Source organism: Methanoregula sp., from assembly GCF_050010295.1.
Classification (GTDB): Archaea; Halobacteriota; Methanomicrobia; order Methanomicrobiales; family Methanospirillaceae; genus Methanoregula.
Map to the genome: position 1 here is coordinate 23,956 of NZ_JBEKLH010000015.1, position 17,520 is coordinate 41,475.

21 protein-coding genes are annotated in these 17,520 nt (G+C 59.1%); 11 read left to right on the plus strand and 10 right to left on the minus strand.

Translation table 11 applies throughout. The annotated features are described in order from the left end of the window. The first annotated feature begins 149 nt into the window (after positions 1-149). The 4 genes from cofG to ABSB80_RS13025 all read left to right on the plus strand — a co-directional run bounded on the left by cofG (position 150) and on the right by ABSB80_RS13025 (position 2,876). Entirely contained in the window at positions 150-1,139 is a 990-nt protein-coding gene (cofG, locus tag ABSB80_RS13010) for a 7,8-didemethyl-8-hydroxy-5-deazariboflavin synthase CofG (RefSeq protein ID WP_428371061.1), read from the plus strand. After that, positions 1,136-1,897, plus strand: coding sequence for a phosphoribosylaminoimidazolesuccinocarboxamide synthase (gene purC, locus ABSB80_RS13015; RefSeq protein ID WP_428371062.1), 762 nt, complete (start codon positions 1,136-1,138; stop codon positions 1,895-1,897). Before cofG ends, purC begins: the two co-directional genes overlap by 4 nt. Positions 1,898-2,039: 142 nt before the next feature. Beyond that, the gene (locus tag ABSB80_RS13020; protein WP_428371063.1) at positions 2,040-2,327 is read left to right on the plus strand and encodes a ferredoxin-thioredoxin reductase catalytic domain-containing protein; all 288 of its coding nucleotides are present in this window, start codon (positions 2,040-2,042) and stop codon (positions 2,325-2,327) included. A 24-nt stretch (positions 2,328-2,351) separates the two neighbouring features. Further along, complete coding sequence (locus tag ABSB80_RS13025) at positions 2,352-2,876, plus strand: DNA-deoxyinosine glycosylase (protein ID WP_428371064.1); 525 nt, start codon at positions 2,352-2,354, stop codon at positions 2,874-2,876. A gap of 7 nt (positions 2,877-2,883) precedes the next feature. Here the strand turns inward: ABSB80_RS13025 and ABSB80_RS13030 are convergent, their stop codons facing one another. From ABSB80_RS13030 to ABSB80_RS13045, 4 genes are all read right to left on the minus strand, one after another. After that, positions 2,884-4,545, minus strand: coding sequence for an ABC1 kinase family protein (locus ABSB80_RS13030; RefSeq protein WP_428371065.1), 1,662 nt, complete (start codon positions 4,543-4,545; stop codon positions 2,884-2,886). Positions 4,546-4,644: 99 nt separating this feature from the next. Further along, on the minus strand, positions 4,645-5,079 hold the full coding sequence (locus ABSB80_RS13035; RefSeq protein WP_428371066.1) for a hypothetical protein: 435 nt from the start codon (positions 5,077-5,079) through the stop codon (positions 4,645-4,647). Next, entirely contained in the window at positions 5,079-6,140 is a 1,062-nt protein-coding gene (locus ABSB80_RS13040; protein ID WP_428371067.1) for a hypothetical protein, read from the minus strand. The genes ABSB80_RS13035 and ABSB80_RS13040 overlap by 1 nt, the downstream gene beginning before the upstream one ends. Positions 6,141-6,288: 148 nt before the next feature. Further along, a complete protein-coding gene (locus ABSB80_RS13045; RefSeq protein WP_428371068.1) occupies positions 6,289-7,533 on the minus strand; it encodes a DNA methyltransferase in 1,245 nt (414 codons plus the stop codon). Positions 7,534-7,640: 107 nt separating this feature from the next. Here ABSB80_RS13045 and ABSB80_RS13050 point away from each other — a divergent pair, with 107 nt between their 5' ends. Further along, positions 7,641-8,429, plus strand: a complete 789-nt coding sequence (locus ABSB80_RS13050; protein ID WP_428371069.1) for a SagB/ThcOx family dehydrogenase — start codon at positions 7,641-7,643, stop codon at positions 8,427-8,429. Here the strand turns inward: ABSB80_RS13050 and ABSB80_RS13055 are convergent. After that, positions 8,426-8,962, minus strand: a complete 537-nt coding sequence (locus ABSB80_RS13055; RefSeq protein ID WP_428371070.1) for a GNAT family N-acetyltransferase — start codon at positions 8,960-8,962, stop codon at positions 8,426-8,428. The two genes, ABSB80_RS13050 and ABSB80_RS13055, sit on opposite strands and share 4 nt — an antisense overlap. Before the next feature lie 33 nt (positions 8,963-8,995). Between ABSB80_RS13055 and ABSB80_RS13060 the strand changes: the two genes are divergently transcribed. Genes ABSB80_RS13060 through ABSB80_RS13070 form a run of 3 tightly spaced genes read left to right on the plus strand, consistent with a single transcriptional unit; the run spans position 8,996 to position 10,402 of the window. Further along, entirely contained in the window at positions 8,996-9,271 is a 276-nt protein-coding gene (locus ABSB80_RS13060) for a UbiA prenyltransferase family protein (RefSeq protein ID WP_428371071.1), read from the plus strand. Between the two features lie 46 nt (positions 9,272-9,317). After that, positions 9,318-9,968 (plus strand): flavodoxin family protein, encoded by a 651-nt coding sequence (locus ABSB80_RS13065; RefSeq protein ID WP_428371072.1) that lies wholly within the window; start codon positions 9,318-9,320, stop codon positions 9,966-9,968. A gap of 35 nt (positions 9,969-10,003) precedes the next feature. Then, positions 10,004-10,402 carry a GNAT family N-acetyltransferase gene (locus ABSB80_RS13070; protein WP_428371073.1) on the plus strand — a complete coding sequence of 133 codons (399 nt, stop codon included), beginning with the start codon at positions 10,004-10,006 and terminating at the stop codon, positions 10,400-10,402. A gap of 185 nt (positions 10,403-10,587) precedes the next feature. Here the strand turns inward: ABSB80_RS13070 and ABSB80_RS13075 are convergent, their stop codons facing one another. Genes ABSB80_RS13075 through ABSB80_RS13090 form a run of 4 tightly spaced genes read right to left on the minus strand, consistent with a single transcriptional unit; the run spans position 10,588 to position 14,536 of the window. Beyond that, positions 10,588-11,259, minus strand: coding sequence for a M48 family metallopeptidase (locus ABSB80_RS13075; RefSeq protein ID WP_428371081.1), 672 nt, complete (start codon positions 11,257-11,259; stop codon positions 10,588-10,590). A 58-nt stretch (positions 11,260-11,317) separates the two neighbouring features. Then, the gene (locus ABSB80_RS13080) at positions 11,318-12,013 is read right to left on the minus strand and encodes an ABC transporter ATP-binding protein (RefSeq protein ID WP_428371074.1); all 696 of its coding nucleotides are present in this window, start codon (positions 12,011-12,013) and stop codon (positions 11,318-11,320) included. Between the two features lie 4 nt (positions 12,014-12,017). After that, positions 12,018-13,232, minus strand: a complete 1,215-nt coding sequence (locus tag ABSB80_RS13085) for an ABC transporter permease (RefSeq protein WP_428371075.1) — start codon at positions 13,230-13,232, stop codon at positions 12,018-12,020. After that, positions 13,214-14,536, minus strand: coding sequence for a COG1361 S-layer family protein (locus tag ABSB80_RS13090; protein WP_428371076.1), 1,323 nt, complete (start codon positions 14,534-14,536; stop codon positions 13,214-13,216). The genes ABSB80_RS13085 and ABSB80_RS13090 overlap by 19 nt, the downstream gene beginning before the upstream one ends. A 143-nt stretch (positions 14,537-14,679) precedes the next feature. On the opposite strand from ABSB80_RS13090, the gene ABSB80_RS13095 reads away from it, so the two are divergent. Beyond that, entirely contained in the window at positions 14,680-15,273 is a 594-nt protein-coding gene (locus ABSB80_RS13095) for a TetR/AcrR family transcriptional regulator (RefSeq protein WP_428371077.1), read from the plus strand. Between the two features lie 116 nt (positions 15,274-15,389). On the opposite strand, the gene ABSB80_RS13100 is transcribed toward ABSB80_RS13095, so the two are convergent. Further along, positions 15,390-16,316: a cation diffusion facilitator family transporter gene (locus ABSB80_RS13100; protein ID WP_428371078.1), complete on the minus strand. Its 927-nt coding sequence runs from the start codon at positions 16,314-16,316 to the stop codon at positions 15,390-15,392. A 699-nt stretch (positions 16,317-17,015) separates the two neighbouring features. Here ABSB80_RS13100 and ABSB80_RS13105 point away from each other — a divergent pair. Together ABSB80_RS13105 and ABSB80_RS13110 are read left to right on the plus strand one after the other, a co-directional pair. Beyond that, positions 17,016-17,285: a hypothetical protein gene (locus ABSB80_RS13105; protein WP_428371079.1), complete on the plus strand. Its 270-nt coding sequence runs from the start codon at positions 17,016-17,018 to the stop codon at positions 17,283-17,285. Continuing rightward, a partial coding sequence (locus ABSB80_RS13110; RefSeq protein WP_428371080.1) for a hypothetical protein occupies positions 17,282-17,520 on the plus strand: 239 nt, incomplete at its 3' end. The genes ABSB80_RS13105 and ABSB80_RS13110, both read left to right, overlap by 4 nt.

The window sequence follows — 17,520 nt, forward strand, 5'->3', positions numbered from 1 at the left end:
ATACCGTGTGGCAGAACAACCTGTCCTGTCTGGAATGGTGAACGTTGATCCGCCTGGCTCTTTATGCTTGCTCTCTGCCCGTGCAGCGGCAGGCCTGCGGCCTGCACAGAGCATTAACTTTCAATAGATACAAAAGAGAACCTCTCTCCATGCACCGCCGCACGATCACCTTCTCGCGGAACGTATTTCTCCCCCTCACCACGGTCTGCAGGAACCGTTGCGGCTACTGCTGTTTCCGCACGCCGGTGCAGGAAGGCTGTATCCTGCCGCAGGAGGACGTCGAGCGGACGCTCCGGGCCGGGGCTGCGCTGGGGTGCACCGAGGCCCTCTTCACCTTTGGCGAACGCCCGGAAGACGAACCGGGTTTTTTGGAAATGCTCCGTCCGCTTGGCTATGCAACGATTCTTGATTACTGCGAGGCCATGTGCAGGAAAAGCATCGGGTACGGCGTCCTCCCGCACACCAATGCGGGCATCCTGACGTTCGGGGAACTCGAGCGGCTGCGTGAGGTGAACGCGAGCATGGGCCTGATGCTCGAGACCACCGCGGCGATACCGGCGCACGCGACATCAACGGGAAAGGACCCGGCAACCCGCCTGGCCATGATCGAAGATGCGGGAAAGCTCCGGATACCGTTCACGACCGGCCTTCTCCTCGGGATCGGGGAGACGATGGCAGACCGGGAGGACTCGCTCCTCGCGATCCGGGACCTCCACAAACGGTACGGCCATATCCAGGAAGTGATCCTCCAGAACTTCTGCCCGAAGCCGGGAACCCCGCTTGAGGGGGCACCCGTGCCGCGGACCGATGAGATCTGTGCAACGATCCGCCTGGCGCGGGATATTCTCCAGCCGGAGATTGCGATCCAGATCCCGCCGAACCTCACCGACGCGTCCCTGCTCATCTCCTGCGGGGTCGACGACCTTGGGGGCGTCTCCCCGCTCACCATCGATTACGTGAACCCCGAGCACCCGTGGCCTGCACTGGAAGAGCTGAAAACGATCGCGGGCGGTGCAGAACTCAGGGAACGGCTCTGCATCTATCCCCGGTACATCGAACGCGGCTGGTACCCTGCGGATTTGCAACCCCTAATAAACCGGCTCGGACAAACAGTTAAAGCAAGGAGAAGTGGACGGTGAAGCAGAAGGGACTCCTCTATACCGGCAAGGCGAAATCGGTCTACCGGACGGATGTGAAGGGAAGACTGATCGTTGAGTTCCGGGACGACATCACCGCGTTTGACGGCGGGAAGAAGGACGTCCTGGTGAACAAGGGCAGCTACAATGCAGAGGTCTCGGCCTTCATCTTCGGGTACCTGGAAAAGAACGGCGTGAAGACGCATTTTGTCACCATGCTCGATTCAAAAAGGATGGTCGTGCGCGAACTCAGCATGATCCCTCTCGAGGTCATCGTGCGGAACGTGGCTGCCGGGTCCATTGTCCGGAACTACCCGTTCGTGGAGGGGACAAAACTCAACCCCCCGGTCATCGTGATCGACTACAAGGACGATTCGCGGCACGACCCGATGCTCAACGACGACCTGATCGTGGCGCTCAGGCTCGCGACCCGGCACGAGCTTGAGAAGATCAAAAAGACCGCGCTCGGGATCAACCGGCTGCTCGTAAAACTCCTTGCGTTGCAGGGGATCACCCTTGTGGACTTCAAGATGGAGTTCGGGAGGGCGGGCAGGACGATCTACCTCGGCGACGAGATCAGCATGGACTCGATGCGCCTCTGGGACAGGAAGACCGGTGAGTCGCTGGACAAGGACGTGTACCGATTCAGCAAGGGGGACGTAATGGCCACCTACGACCGGGTGGCCGGCAGGATCACAAAAAAGATGGTCGTAAAGGCCAAACCTGCAAAGGCAGAGCCGGAGCGGACACCAAGACGCTGAGGCGACAGTCATGGGGTGGCAGGGGTCGGAGCCAGAGCTTCCCGGACTGCCCAAGCGGATCTCCCGCTCTCCCTCCGTTCAATCGCAAAGAATAATGATAAAGATGCGCAATCTATCCACACGAAAGACCTGATCGGGTACCATGTCAGATGTTAATTCAGAGGAAGCGGATATGCTCAAGTGGGCAAAGGCCTATGCGCACAAGCACGGCTGGTCCCTCAACACCGAAGAGAAACAGCTCTCTACCGTGATACGGGGGCTTGTGCGGAACAAGACCAAGTTCGGGAGACCCTACTGCCCCTGCCGGCTCCGCAGCGGTGACGAGGAGAAGGACAGGAAGATCGAGTGCCCGTGTATCTACCACAAGGACGAGATCGGAAAGACGGGACACTGCCACTGCAACCTCTATTTCAAAGAGCCGGAGCCCTGAGGGTTTCCGTTTTCCTTCCTTTGTATGACCGGTCATTCGCTCTGTTCCCCGGCTCCGTCCTCCGGCCTTGGCCCGGTTACCAGTAAAGAACCCTTTGTCCTTATTCTCGGAAGTTTCCCCAGTATCCTGTCCCTTGAAAGGCAGGAGTATTATGGGAATCCCAAAAACCGGTTCTGGGCGGTCATGGAAGAACTCTTCGCCGTCCCGGCCGGTCTCCCCTATCCCGGCCGGATTGCTCTTCTGGCACAGTACGGGATTGCGCTCTGGGACGTGATCCGGACCTGTGAACGGGCGGGCAGCGCAGACCGCCGGATCCGGAACCCCCTGCCCAATGATATCGGAAGGTTTGTCCTGGCTCACCCGACCCTGCGGCTCGTAGCGCTGAACGGGAGCACTGCCGGGCGGTACTATGAGCGGTTCAACGAGATCCCGGGCGTGCCATCCGTGGTTCTTCCCTCGACGAGCCCGGCCAATGCACGGCTCCCGTTCGCGGAGAAAGTGAGACGGTGGGAGGCCGTAAAAATCCGGGCTACCGCCGAGCAGGAATAAAAAACCGTTACCGTTCCATCCGGAACCTGAGGAAGATCACATGGTAGATGGCATAGAACCCGACGAGCACTGCTGCCGTGTAGCCGGCGATCGCGATATAGGATATCTCTTTGGGCAGCACGAACTGCGATGACTGGAGGACCAGCGATGAGCCGACTACCAGCGAAGCTACGACAAGGCCGATCATGATCTTGTCGCTCGCCTTGTCCAGTGCCATCTGCAGTTTCTGGAGGTCGGTGTCCACGATCTCGAGCTTGAAGGTCCCGGTCGAGAGCCGCCGGAGCATCAGGTTGACATTGCGGGGCAGGTCCAGGATGGCGTCCGCTGCCTCGAGGAGGGACATGGACGCCCGCTTTACGTAGCCCGCGGAGAGGGTATTGGCATCGGCGAGCCTGGAAAGGTACGGGGTGACCTCGGTGCCGAAGTTGAACTTCGGGTCGAGGCGGACACCGATGTCCAGCACCATCATGAAGACCTTGAGTAGGAGCATCAGGTTCATCGGCACCTTGAGCTGGTACCGCCGCATCGTCTCGGTGAGTTCGTTGACCACCAGCCGGAAGTTGAGCTGGGAGACGCCTTCCCCGCCTCCCCCGCTGAAATCGTGCATCATGAGATAGAGGTCGTCCCGGAGTCCTTCCCGATCCGCTTCCGCGATCACGATGCCGAACCCCTCGAGGGACCGCAGCATCAGTTCGATATCGTCGTTCACGAGGGCAAAGAGGAGGTTGATGAAGTTCTGGCGTTTCTCCGGGCGGAGGACGCCGACTATCCCGAAGTCGAGGAAGACGATGTCCCCTGCAGCGGTGACCAGCAGGTTGCCCGGGTGGGGGTCGCCATGAAAGAACCCGTCCTCGAAGATCATCTTGAGGTACGCGTGGAACCCCCGGACGCCAATCTCGTGCGGCTTGTGACCCATCGCCATGATCGACTCGGGGTCGTCGATCCGTACCCCCTCGATAAACTCCATGACGAGCACACGGGAGGAGGAATATTCCCAGTATATCTTCGGGAAACGGATGCCCGGGACGTCCCGGAAGTTGCGCGCCATGCGGTCGGCATTGCGGCCGTCACGGGCGAAATCGAGTTCTTTGACGATCTGGTGGGAAAAGTCCTCGACCATGCCGACAGGGTTGTAGACCCGGGTCTCGGGAAAGACCGTCTCGATGCGCTCGGCCATCGACTGAAGGATGCCGATGTCGGTCTCGATGAGCTCTTCTATCCCCGGCCGCTGGACCTTCACGGCGACCCGGGTCCCGTCCTTCAGGACGGCGCGGTGGACCTGCCCGATCGATGCGGATGCGACCGGGGTCTCTTCAAACTCGGCAAACCAGTCGTCGAGGCTCACGCAGCTCTGTTCGATGACCGCGCGTATTTCAGAGAACGTGACGGGTTTTGCATGGTCCTGCAGTTTCTTGAGCTGGTCGATCATCTCCGGCGGCAGCAGTTCGGTCCTCGTGCTCATGATCTGCCCGAACTTCACGAATGTCGGGCCGAGTTCCTCGAGTGTCAGCCGTATCCGCTCGTAGATGGTCGAGGTCTCGGGCGTCTTCCCTGCCGTCGGGAGCCGGAATCTCGCACGACCGGGGAATAACTTCTCAAGACCTATGCCGAAACCATACTTACTCAGCACGTCTACGATCTGCGCATACCGCATGATACGGGTGACCATGGGTACACCTTGGATGTCGTGATACTTAATGCGTCCTTTTCTCCGCAGTAACCGTGGAGGTCAGGCGGAGAAAACAGGCCGGAAAAGAGGATGGTTGATTCATGGGACTATGCTGCCCAGGTCGTCATCCATCCGAACGCTCAGGTCCAGAGGTTCGACCGTAACCGGGGGATTGGTGGTAACGATCGGGACGGGTTGTACCGAACAGCAGCTGGAGGTATCCGTGGCCGGCAGCCATACTCCCGGGCACGTCAGCCCCGGTGTCACGATGACTCCTCCCTGCATGGCGCAGGTCTGGTTCACGGAAGATGCAACCGGAGGAGCGGCTGTCGGTTGCCGCATGGGAAAATTCCCGGTCATGGGTACAGTTTGTACCGGGGTGGCCTGCACGGTCTGGACAGCTGCCGGAGGAGCGGTTGTCGCCGTTGTCCCGGGCCCGGATCCGGGGCCGGGGATCGACGTGCACCCGGCGGCTGCCAGGCTGCAGACGATAAGGATGGCCGCAAGAAGGCACAGGCCGGATCGATCCTCCATCATACTATCCCCCCCATCTGGACGGTCATGTTATCCAGCTGTACCGCCATGGTGCCGAGCGAGGCCGAGAGGTCCGGGGGCAGGTCGGCACTGTGTTCCAGGTCGCGGTAGGCTCCTGCCAGGTCTGTCAGGTCCTTTTTTACCAGTCTGAGGGGGGTTTTTGCCGACTCGAAGTTTCCGTTGTTCTGTAATGCCCTCGCAGATGCAAGGTCTTTTTTGGTCTGTGCAAGGATGCTGTCAGCCGGGCTGATATCGAGCAGGATGACCGTAAGGTTGTAATTGATCGTATCTGCCCTGGCCACCGCCCGGTAGCCCTGGTCGATGAGAAAACCGGTTGTGGTATCGTCGCTGACCTGCCCCTGCACGTCATCGACCTGCTGCCCGAACTGCTGTGACATCGAAAGAATTTCGCTGTTCATGGACTGGATCTTGAGCTCATTTCTTGACCCAAGGGCCGCAACCACGTCGGGACGGCGGAACGAGATGAGATCAAGACTCCTCTGTGCACCGGTGGTATCGTACCCTTCATTCTTCAGCGTGTCCAGGGCCTGCTGCCCCTGCAGGATCCAGGCATCGAAATCACCCATAAGGGTTGTTTTCCGGGTATTCCAGTAGTTGTCCTCTTTGGCGGCAATGTACGGGTTTTTGTTCTTTGCACCGGAGATCTGCTTGTTCAGCGTGTCCCAATCCCCCTGCCCCTTTGTCATCCGGGCTATGGTCTCGTTCCGGAACTGGCTGGTGTTGGACTGCAGGTCAGCGGTAATTGTGTCGAGACTCGCCGGATCCGTGGCGGAGGGGATAAGGGATTCCTCGTTCCGGAAACCGGCCAGAAACCCAGCCATGTTGCTCGTGTCCGTGCCGAAGAGCGTCATGCAGTACGTGATGGCAGTGTTCATCTCCACATCGGTCTGGAGCGCAGTCCACTCGAGATGAGCCTGCCGGATGGCTGTTGTGCTGTCGGAAGGAGGAGCGCCCGCGCCGGCGGCACTGGCAGGTATGAAGAGAAGGGATGCGATGACGAGGGCAATGAACAGCGGAATGCAGCTCCGTCGTGATACCATTATCGGTTACCCCGGAAATCGCCGTGCGCACCTGCCATGTAAAAGTCCGTCTCCATCCTGATCACTCGTAAAATGAATTATTTTTCAATTAATATCAAGATTTGCAGGTTTTTTTCAGTCCTGCGGGAACCGGGGCATCCCATGCGGGTCAGTCTTTCCGGAATACCACGATCCGGTTGGTATTGGTGCCGCAGGTGTTGTTCTCCACCCCCCAGATATTCGAGGTCTTGGTGAATACCTGCTGGTTGATCAGCACGCACTCGCAGGAGAACCCGGAATCGGTGCCGAGGGGGACGACATGCTCCTCCAGCCGGATCGTCTTCTTTCGTACTTCACCCACCTCGAATGCAACGTGCCCCCCGGGGCGGGTAACCCGGAAGAGTTCGGCAAAGACCCTGCCCATGGCCGAGGTCCACTCGTCAACGGTCCTTGCCATGGTTATCCTCCTGCCGATCGCTTCCCCGTCAAGCCCGTTGAACCAGCAGCGGAGCCAGTTGTCCTCGCGGTACTGCACGATGTCGAGAAACGGTGGCGAGGTCACGGTCAGCTGCACGATCTCATCAAGGATCTCCCGGGTTTTTCCAGCATCTTCCACGAGGAGCATTGCCTGCCTGCCGGCACGTGTCAGGCTCTTCTCCTCCCCAGGAAGGAGCGTCCGGAGGAGACTTTTGGTCTTGTTCAGGATTATCCTGCAGGTGTCCCGGTACTCGGGGGCCTGGCCGCGTTTCTCGTTTATCTTCTGCTGGCTCCGGGGCGAGACTGCCTGATTGGGCGGGAGGGTATAGACAGAGAAGAAGCCCTTTGAATGCCCGGTCAGCCGGTTGGTCGCCACCATCGCGATCCAGCGGTCGATCATGTCGTCCGGTGCGATACGTTTCCTGCCGAGGAGGTACTCCCGCAGGGCTACGATCTCCTGTGCGGTATCCGGGTGGTAGAACATGGAGAGGTCGATATCGGAACTGCCCCCCTCCCGGGGGATCGAGAGGAGACGCTTTTCTACTGCCGCAATTTCGGGCGGGAAGAACCGCGGCTCGGTCATGATCCGTGAAAGGGGGTTTGCGTCATTCGCAATGACATTGCGTCCCATGAGGCCCGCTTCAATGACGGTCGTCCCCCGCCCGCTGAAGGGGTCGTAGACCACGTCCCCTTTCCGGGTCAGGAGACCGATGAAGAACCGGGGGAGCTGCGGCTTGAAACACGCACGGTAGGAGATCTCGTGGATCGATCCTGCCTGCCGCTGCCGGGATGTCCAGAACTCCCCGGTAAACTTTCTGAACGTATCCGATCCTATCCGTACTTCCTCGCTCTGCGTGGGAAGTCCCTCGGGATGCGTATTCATGCGCAGGAACCCGGGGAGGCCTTCGTCGCCAGGTGTGCGGGATCTGGTCGCCATACCTCAGGGTACGTTGGCGAGCGAAGGTATAATCCCGTACGGTCCGTTCCCGCCGCACCGACAGCCTGACATGCCGGGTGATGTACATTGAGTGCTGAGGAACAGAGATGATGCCGTCATCGCCGCCCGGTCCCGGTTCTCCCGGAACCGGGCAGGAGTTCATGGAGAGGACGAAATACCGATCTATCGGGAAGAGCGACCAGCAGAAGGGGGTGCCCCAGCCGCTGCTCGAGGTCCCGCCGGAACCGGACCGGCCGTGTATCGAACTCAGGCGACCGGAACTGCTTGAGATCCCCCCGCTCGATCTCAGGACCGCCATCGAACGTCGCCGCAGTGTCCGGGCGTATCTCCACGAACCCGTGGCCCTCGACGAACTTTCCTTCCTCCTCTGGTGCACGCAGGGGGTGAAACAGACATTTGGCTCGCAGGCCACCTTCCGCACGGTCCCCTCGGCGGGCGCCCGCCATGCTTTCGAGACCTTCCTGCTGGCAAACGACGTGGAAGGCCTGGAACCCGGGCTGTACCGCTACCTGGCGCTCTCCCACCGCCTCCAGCAGCGGGATACGGACCCCGCCCTCGCCCGCCGGGTCGCATCCGCCTGCTTCGACCAGCAGTTCATCCTGCGGAGCGGGGTGGTCTTCCTCTGGACAGCGGTCCCGTACCGCATGACATGGCGTTACGGCGAACGGGGATACCGGGACCTGCACCTCGACGCCGGGCACGTCTGCCAGAACCTCTACCTAGCGGCCGAATCGGTGGGCTGCGGGGTTTGCGCCATCGCGGCATTCGACGACGACGTTATGAACGGGCTGCTCGGGATTGATGGAACGGATCAGTTCCTCATCTATCTCGCAACCGTGGGAAAAAAGGAGGAGGGGATCCCGGTTGCCGTCTAGGAGGTATGGGCGCCTACGGCATCGAACGCCGGGGGATACCGGACCACGCCTCCGATATCATCGAGGGCGCCGGGCTTCAGCGACAGTGCCATGAATGCATCGTCCGGACAGGGGAACGGGGCCGTGATCCTTGAATCCTTTGCAGCGGTAAAGCCGAAGCGGGGATAGTATCCTGGGTGGCCGACCACGATTACGATGCGGTGGCCGAGACGTCTGCACTCGCCGAGCCCTGCTTCAATAAGGGCTGCGCCGATACCCATGCACTGGTAATCCTGGTGGACCCCGAGCGGGGCAAGCGCAAGAGCGGCTGTCTCAACCGTGCCGGAGACAATGGCGACAGGACAGAACAGGATATGCCCGACAATCCTGTCGCCATGCACGGCAACAAGGGAGAGATCCGGGTTGATATTGCCATCGTCCCGCAGGGCATTCACGAGCCGTGATTCCCCGTCCTGCCCGAATGCCTGGAGAAGGACCTCGGATATGGCGGAGGCATCCTCCGGGAGTTCCTGGCGGATGAAAAAGGAATCCATCCTGTTCTTTTGGACGGCTGAGGTGATAAGGCAGTGTTCCGTCCCGTCCCGCTCCTCACCAGCCTGGACGGTGCAGCGTACTGGATCGCAGGTTTCACCGCGGTCCACATCGTGACGGCAGCGATCTTCATGGCCAGATTGGGGTGGATCGCCCGTGCGGGTATCATAGCAGGACTGGTCCTGATCCTGTACGCGAATTCGGTCATCCTGAAAGAGCGGACGCCGGATGCGGCGCTCCGGGTGCTCCCCTGCTTCCATGCCGCGATGGTGCTGTACGCGGGCGGAATTGTACTCGGGGCGCTCGTGTAAGAGATTCCCTTTACATTTTTATTCCCCGCTCCCCCAAAAAGATGCTATGAAAGTCCTCGCGTTCAACGGAAGCCCCCGGAAAACATGGAACACCGCTACGCTCCTCGTCCATGCACTGAAAGGTGCTGAATCCGAAGGGGCCAGAACAGAACTTTTCCATCTTTACGATCTGGATTACAAGGGCTGCACCAGCTGCTTCTCCTGCAAGCGGATCGGCGGGGAATGGTATGGCCATTGCGCAGTGAAGGATGACCTCACGCCGGTATTCAGGAAAGTGGAAGCAGCCGACGCGATCCTCATCGGCTCCCCCATCTATTACGGGATTACAACCGGAGAGACGCGGTCTTTCCTCGAACGCCTGATGTTCCCGTACTCGGTCTACGACCCCCAGCGGTCCACGCTGTTTGGCAGAAAGATCAGGACCGGCTTCATCTACACGGCGGGTGCCCCCGAGGAGGCAGTGAAGGAGAGGGGGTTCGACCGGAACGCCCAGGGTACCGAGCAGGCGATGGAGAGGATCTTCGGGTCGTGCGAGACGCTCTTTGTCACCGATACCTGCCAGTTCGACGATTATTCCCGGTATGTCTCCACGGCATTCGACCCGGAGGAGAAGAAGAAGCGGCGGGACGAGCAGTTCCCCGTAGACTGCAGAAAGGCATACGAGCTGGGGGCGAGGCTGGTCCGCAGGGCGCCATGAATCCCGATATTTCAGCGGACCCGGCCCGTCTCAGGATGGATGATATCCAGGGCATGCTCGTGAAGACCTACTGGAGCCCGGGTATTACGAAGAACGAGGTTGCACAGGGCATCCGCAACTCCGCGCTCGTGGTCGGGGCGTATGATACCAGCGGGCGGCAGGTCGGGTTCTGCCGGGTCATCTCCGACAAGACCCGGTTCGCGTACCTCCTTGACGTGATCGTTGCGGAGGACTGCCGCCACCGGGGAATCGGGCAGGCCATGGTCAGGTTTGCGATGGCGCACCCGGACCTCAGGAACGTGTACCAGTGGCTGCTGAAGACGAGCGATGCCCACGGCGTCTACGGGAAGTGCGGGTTTGCTCCTATCGAGGATCCGGAACGCTGGATGGGGCGGATGCAGCCGCGGCCGGAGAGAGGGGAGTGGGAAGGGTAGAGTTTCAGCCAGGGTTGTTACGGTCGGGTAAATTATTCGTTGCGATTGCCCTGCGCGCAAAACGCCTCGTCGGGTTTTGCGCTACCCGGTACGTTGTCAACTCCCAAGACAGGTAATACAGCTCCATCATAATGCGCAGGGGAGGGCCGGGGAGGGGACAGGCACTGTCCCCTCCCTTAATACCTTTAAATCCTCAACAGCCGCTCGTTCTCCCGCAGCCATGTCCTGCGCCGCTCGTAGTCCGGCAGGATCTCCCGCACCTTGTTCCAGAACTTCTTCGAATGGTCCGGCTGGCTGATGTGCACGAGCTCGTGGACCACCACGTAATCGACGATCTCTGGCGGGGCCTGGATAAGGCGCCAGCTGAAGTTGAGCCCGCCCTTGTGGGTGCACGACCCCCAGCGCTGCCGGGCATCGGTGATCCGGATTGACGCCGGCACATGCCCGGTGGTCATGGAGAACCACATGCACCGCGCCCGGATCTCCTTTGCTGCCTCGTCCATGTACCAGCGCCTGAGCCGCTGTCGGATCTCGGGTACGAGACTGCGGGAGACGTTGAGCCGGTCCATCCGTTCGATGGTGCCGTCCTCGTTTTCAGCAATATGCAGGGGATACGATCTCCCGAGGAACAGGAACAGTTCGCCCTCCTTATATTCGTGCACTGAGGCGGACGGTCGCTTCTTCATCTCCTCCAGTTTCCGCTGGATCCACGCGTGCTTCTCCCGGATCATCTCCTCGATATGCACGGCCGGGGTGCGCAGGGGGGCCCGGACGATCAGGGTGGCATCATGGGTCACTTCGAGCGCGATGGTCCTGCGGCGCGAGCGGATGAGTTTTTCAATCCGGATTTCGTGCATGGTCACGTATACGGTATTGGCCACCGGGAAAGAAAAGAATGCTGCCGGAGTTCCTTCGTCAGCGAATGGAAGACCCGCTGGTGCCATCGCTGATGACTTTGCCGTCCTTCAGCCGGACGATGCGGTGGAAATAGTCCTTGTGCCAGTCCTCGTGGGAGACCATGACGATAGTCTGGTGCATCTCCTCGTTGATCTCGCGGAACAGGTCAAGCACCAACCGGGAGTTCTCCGTGTCGAGGTTCGCGCACGGCTCATCGGCAAACAGGATGTCGGGCCTGTTCACCATCGCCCGGGCGATCGAGACCCGCTGCTGCTGGCCGCCCGAGAGTTCTCTCGGGAGGTGGTCCTGCCGGTCGAGCAGGCCGATCTTCCTGAGGATGTCGATGCTTGCCTCATGGTACTGCTCTTCGGTCCGGTCCTTCCGGAGCATTGCCGGCAGCGAGACATTTTCCATTACCGTGAGATCGGGGACCAGCGCGAAGTCCTGGAAGACGTACCCGAGCTTGTAGAGCCGGAACATGGTCTTCTCGTAATCGGTGAGGGTGTCAACATCGGTCCCGTCAATCACGATCCTGCCGGAGGTGGGTTCGTCCAGAAGTCCCAGCATGTGCAGGAGGGTCGTCTTACCACTGCCGCTTGCCCCCATGATGCCGAGGAACTCGCCTTTCCCTATGTCCAGCGTCACGCCGTCCAGCGCCCGCACCTCGACACTCCCCATCCGGTAGATTTTCGTCAGATCCTGGATCTCGATCATGGCATCAGGCCCTCATGGCAGTCTGGATATCCTCGCGCGACACCTGGTAGGCAGGGACGTAGCCGGCAACGACCGCTGCGACGAAGAGGATCAGGGAGTTCATGAGGATGTCCATGGGTGTCAGGTACAGGGTTGCCGACCATGCGGGAGTCACGACAGGGTGAATTGCCATGTACACTGCGAGCAGTATGGTGAGAAAGATCCCGAGGATAATCCCGAGTATGGCGAGGATGATGACCTGGAAACCATAGTTGTGCATGATGACCTCCTTGTCCACGCCGATTGCCTTGAGGATCCCGATCTGCCGGCGGCTGTTGAGGGTCTTGATCGTGATGACGATGAAGAGGACGACCGTCGTGATGATAATGCTCACGATGAGTGAGACCAGGTTGATGATCGCAAAACTCTGGAACGCCGTTCCCAGGCTCTTGGAGAGCAGGTCGGATGTGGTCTGGACCTTGTCCGCCACCCCGTACTGGATCAGCTCATTCTTGATGAAGGTCTCGGAGTAGCCGGGTTTTGCCTTGACCGTGATATCCGCCGCATGATCAAGTGGCTTGCCAATGACCTGCTCCATATCAGTCCAGGATACGTATGCGGCACTGTCAGCCTGGCTCCAGCCGGTGGAGTAAATACCCTTCACCCGGTAATTCCTCGTGTAGCCGTTTGCGTACTCGACCGTGACCGAGTCCCCGACCCGGACCCCGCCGAGCGAGGGCTGGAACTCGTCCTCCTCCCGGATAGTTGGATCGCCTGCCACGGGCTTCCCGATGATGATCTCGCCTGTGTCACTGTTACCAATGTAATCACCGGCGATTATTTTCGTGTAGAGAGGGGAGACATACTTCTCGTCATCGGGCATGATCGCCCGCACCGAGACCCCGAGAATACGCTTGCGGTACGTGAAGGTCGCCCCCTCGGTATAATGGGGAGTGGCCCGTTCCACGCCGGGCAATCCGTTGATGAGGGCGAGCGTTGCACCAAGATTGTTGACATACTGGTCGCCCGACTCGGGGCTGACCAGTACGTTCCCAACCTCGTAGTCCACGAGCTGCTTCGTTATGCTCTGCTCGATCCCGTTGAAGAGGGAGGGCAGGAAGATCATGTTGGTGAAGCACATCCCGATGATCAGGACGGTCAGGATCACGCTCGACCTGCTTCCCCGCTGGAGCGACCGCAGGGCAAGGAGGAACGCGACCTTCAGTTCTTTTTTACCCATGGGAAGGTTCCGTCCCCTTTCTTTGAGGGCAGGTACCAGTACCGGTAGGCGAGGAATCCGAGGATACCAAGGACGATGAGCGCGAGGATGATATTCCCGGACCTGTCAGCCGGCGGCACCCGCATGTTCATCTGCCTTGTGAGCGTGTGGGCACCCATGTCGTCCACATAGGAGACCGTCAGGTTGTACGGGTAGTCGCCCCCTTTCATGCCCTCGAGAAGGAAGAGCGCCGGGGCATCGTTGCCCGGCGTGATCTTGCCGATGAATGCCTCTTTTGTCCCTTCGGCCGGCAGGTCGACCTTTGCAGAGACCTGCTTTGCATCGCCGGTACCGGTATTCTCTATCCGGATCGTGAGGTCGAACGGGTCGTTCTCGGTGAGCCGGGGGGGACTGGTGTCAACCGATACGAAACCCAGCTCCGCCTTGCCTTTCAGCATCATGTCGATATCTGCAGTCTGGATGGTGGGGGTTCCGTCAATCGTGGTGTAGCCGATCGTCACCGGGACCTGTACAAGGCCGGGATTTGCCGTTTTGTCGGTGAGCAGGACGAGATTGAGGGTCTTCTGCCCGCCGGGGCCGATCGTACCGAGATGGTAAAGATCGCTCGTTTTCGGGGCCACGGTTCCGCTTACATTGGCTATGCTGAGGGTAACATCATCCGCCAGGAACTGGCCCGCGTTGGTGACCGTAAGGTTCACCGGAGCCTCATCACCGGGATTGACATCGCCGGTGAGTGAACTGTCCAGGATCAGGATCGCCTTTTTCTGGATGCCGATTGCGGTATCGACGTTGACAGGGATCGGGTATTTCGTGCTCCTCCCGCCGTCTGTATCGATCCAGACTTCAGGAAAGTATATCCCGCTTTTGTCCGGGGACTCTATCGAGAAGGTGATGGGGATCGACTGGCCGGGGCCGATCTCCCCCACCTGGGAAAAATCCTTCGTCAGGACATCGATTCCGTTGCCTTCAAGGTGGACATTCTGGATATTGACATTGATGTCCGTGGTTTTTACGGTCTGGAAGGTGTTCGTGGTTATCGGCCCCGAGCTCTCGCTCACCGAGGCACTCGATGCCGTATTTTCTATCGTTATGGTGATCGTCCCGAGAGTGTCGGGCATGAGCACCGAGGGGCTCACCTTGTAATCGGAGATCGTGACGGTCGGTGCATCTGCAGATACCGGCAGGATGCACACGGCAAGGATTGCGAGCACCATGATCCCGGATATGAGGAGTGCCTTCCGCGGGAGGTGATCGTCCTCCCGACCCGGTCTGTTTCCATCTGGTGATGACATCGGTTTTGTCATGAACATTCTCCGCGCCGGCCTTGACCGGGAGTTGGTTGGTATAAGGTGAAATACCCAAAGGTATTAAACTTACCATGGGTAATGTATCCATACTATAAGTATAGCGTAAAAGCGCAGCGGTTTTTTATCATCCGCGCGGGAAGGTGAACACCCTGCCGAGAATACTGCCGGGATACCGGGATGAAGTCAGGAAGAAGATCGTGACCTCAGCCCACAGCCTCTTTCTCCGGAAAGGTTACCACGGGACCACGATGGAGGAGATTGCCGACAGCCTTGGCGTGACCAAGCCGGCGCTGTACCAGTACTTTCCCGGCAAGGAGGACCTGTTCGCGGCGGTTGCCGAGCACAGCCGAGAGGAAATGGCGGCGATCCTCAGGCGGTCGTATAACAAAAAGGATCTCAGGACAGGAAGTGCCATACTTTTCGATTCCCTCGTGGGGTACATCCCCCAGTTCAATGGCATGTACGCGGAGCTGATGCTCCTTGCGGTTCATAACACCGAAATCCAGAAGATCCTTGCACGCGACAGGGCCGAGGACCTCCGGGTCATCGAGCAGTTCGTCGCAGGCCAGCAGGAGAACGGGCTCGTCTCGGGAAGGCTCAATGCCCGGACGCTCGCGGTTGCCTGCGATGCCCTGATCAACGGCCTCCTCATGGACATCATGATGGGCATGGACACGGAGGAGGCCAGGGGCATCTGGCTGGATGCTGTCACAAGACTCGTACGGGTGGAGTGATCCCCCTCCGGTAACCACATTTTTTTGACCTGAAAATTCAGGACTGCAAAACCTGTCTTCAGTATCGCACTGGAGCGGACACGAACTGTTCAGCGGTTGTTCACGGATCAGTACGATCATTTCCGGGCAGATGCTTCGCTGGTCGGAACGATACAAACGATACTTCCGGGAATCTTGGCCTCAAGCGACCCTTTCAGGGAATCGGTGAACACCTGTACCTCTCCCATCCTCTGCTCCGGGTCGAACCCGAGGAAGATCTCGATGTAGATAGTACTCCCGGACCGGCGCGAGCGGACGCCATGGAAATCATGGTACTTGTGGAACGAGGAGCTCAGTTCCCGGAGGATGACAAGCTGGAGCTCTTCCTCAAGGGTCTGGTCGAAGAGATCCGGGAGGGAGGAGGAGATCTCCCGGTACCCCGCGAGCAGCAGGAACCCGATGATGATAAACGAGAATGCCGGATCGATATACTCCGCCCAGCTGTACTGGACGAGGAGAACCGACAGTACCAGCGTAATGAGGATCAACACGTCGGAGAAGGTCTTGGCCCGCCGGAGCCGCCACTGGGCCTCCATGATGGGGGTGGGATCCTTCTGCGCACGCCGGTAGTTTTTCTGCCAGTGGTACGAGTCCGCGATGCTGGCAAGGACCATGAGGGGGATACCGATAAAGGCGGCATCCATATCGAAACGTTCGGGAACAAGAAGCCTCCGGACGGTGAAGATGATGAGGATACAGAGAGATACGAACATCACGCCACCGGTGATGATCCTCGTGAGGGTCTCGAATTTTCCCATCCCGTAATCGTACGTGAACTTCCCGCCCCGGGTCACCCTCCGTATGATCAGGAGGGCAAAGGAGGTGGCCAGGATCTCGTTCGCGCACTTGATGGCATCGGCAAACAGGGTGGCAGACCCGGAGAGGATGACCGCTGCGATCTCCGGTACCAGGATGATGATGTCAAGGCAGAGCCCGGTAAAGACCAGCTGCTCCCGGGATTCTTCGGTACCTCCTTTTCGCTGATCGATCTTTTCGCCGGACATGTATATTGGTAAATGTATGACGGGAATGGTAAAAAAACTACAGTGAGACAGATCTATCTCAACGGAAAGAGCCGCATTGAGCTAAACTAATGAGGAACTCTACCAACCGGGGGGACACAAGAGGGAGACGAAAATTGAGAAGACGGGATAAAAGATTCGGCAGAAACAGACAAGAACAACGCTCGGACCCGAATCAGGAAACTTAATTAAAAACTGCGATGGTTTCCCGCCTCAGGGCCTCTCCGAGGAGTCAATCATCGCGTCAGCGAGGATTGACTGGAGAAGAATCCATAAGGATTCTTCGACTTGCCGAATCTCTTGAAAGATGAGGCACGGCGGGGCCGGAATGAATCCTGGCATCCCGTCCAGTAGAGGGTTGCGTTAGAATCGTTATATATCGCGTAACGAAATCCCAATTCGTGGACAGCCGGGGGTTGTCCCGAAAAGAAAGGACGGGTTCACCAGGCGACGAACTTCGTTGAACCCTGTCCCACCCGTAGGCACAGGATTATTATCGTACATTCTTATGAGGATTTTCCCGTGCCCGGGTTGACAGCAAGGGAAGTGATAGCATAGACTCCACATACGGAAAGCAGAACGAAATTGACGATATCCGGCAGGATATCGTCCTGGTTAACGAAGAAGAGCGGCTATTTACACTGACCGGGATGTACTCCGGAAGACGGAGGCGGGCACAGGATGCCGAAGAGTAAATCCGTGACTGAAGGTAGTATTCCGCTCTATCTCCTGCCCCGGGCAATCGCCCGGCAGATCGCCCGGATCGGGGACTCGGTGTACCGCATCAGCGTGAAACGGACGCACTGGCATCATTACAACATATCCGTCAGGACAAAATCCCTGCCAAAGGAGCTTGCCCCGGCACGGGTTACGAGACTGGATGGTGACAGGGATTCCGTCACGGGACACCGGCATAGTACCCGCGAGCCGGGCCCGGGGTGCGATGCATGACACGCGGGCCGCTACCGACAGAGGCGATCAGGCAGGCGATAAAGAACGCGGCAGGACGCGGGACCGTGATGGACCGTGACCTGCTCCGGGAATCCTGGCTTGAATTCCTCCTCTTCTGCCACGGCCTTACGGTCTTTGTCCGGGTCCGGCGGTGCCGTTCGCACCTCATGAGTCCGGAGGATTGTGCCGCGGAATGTAAACAGGATATCCTGCATCTCCGCAGGGTGCCACTGAC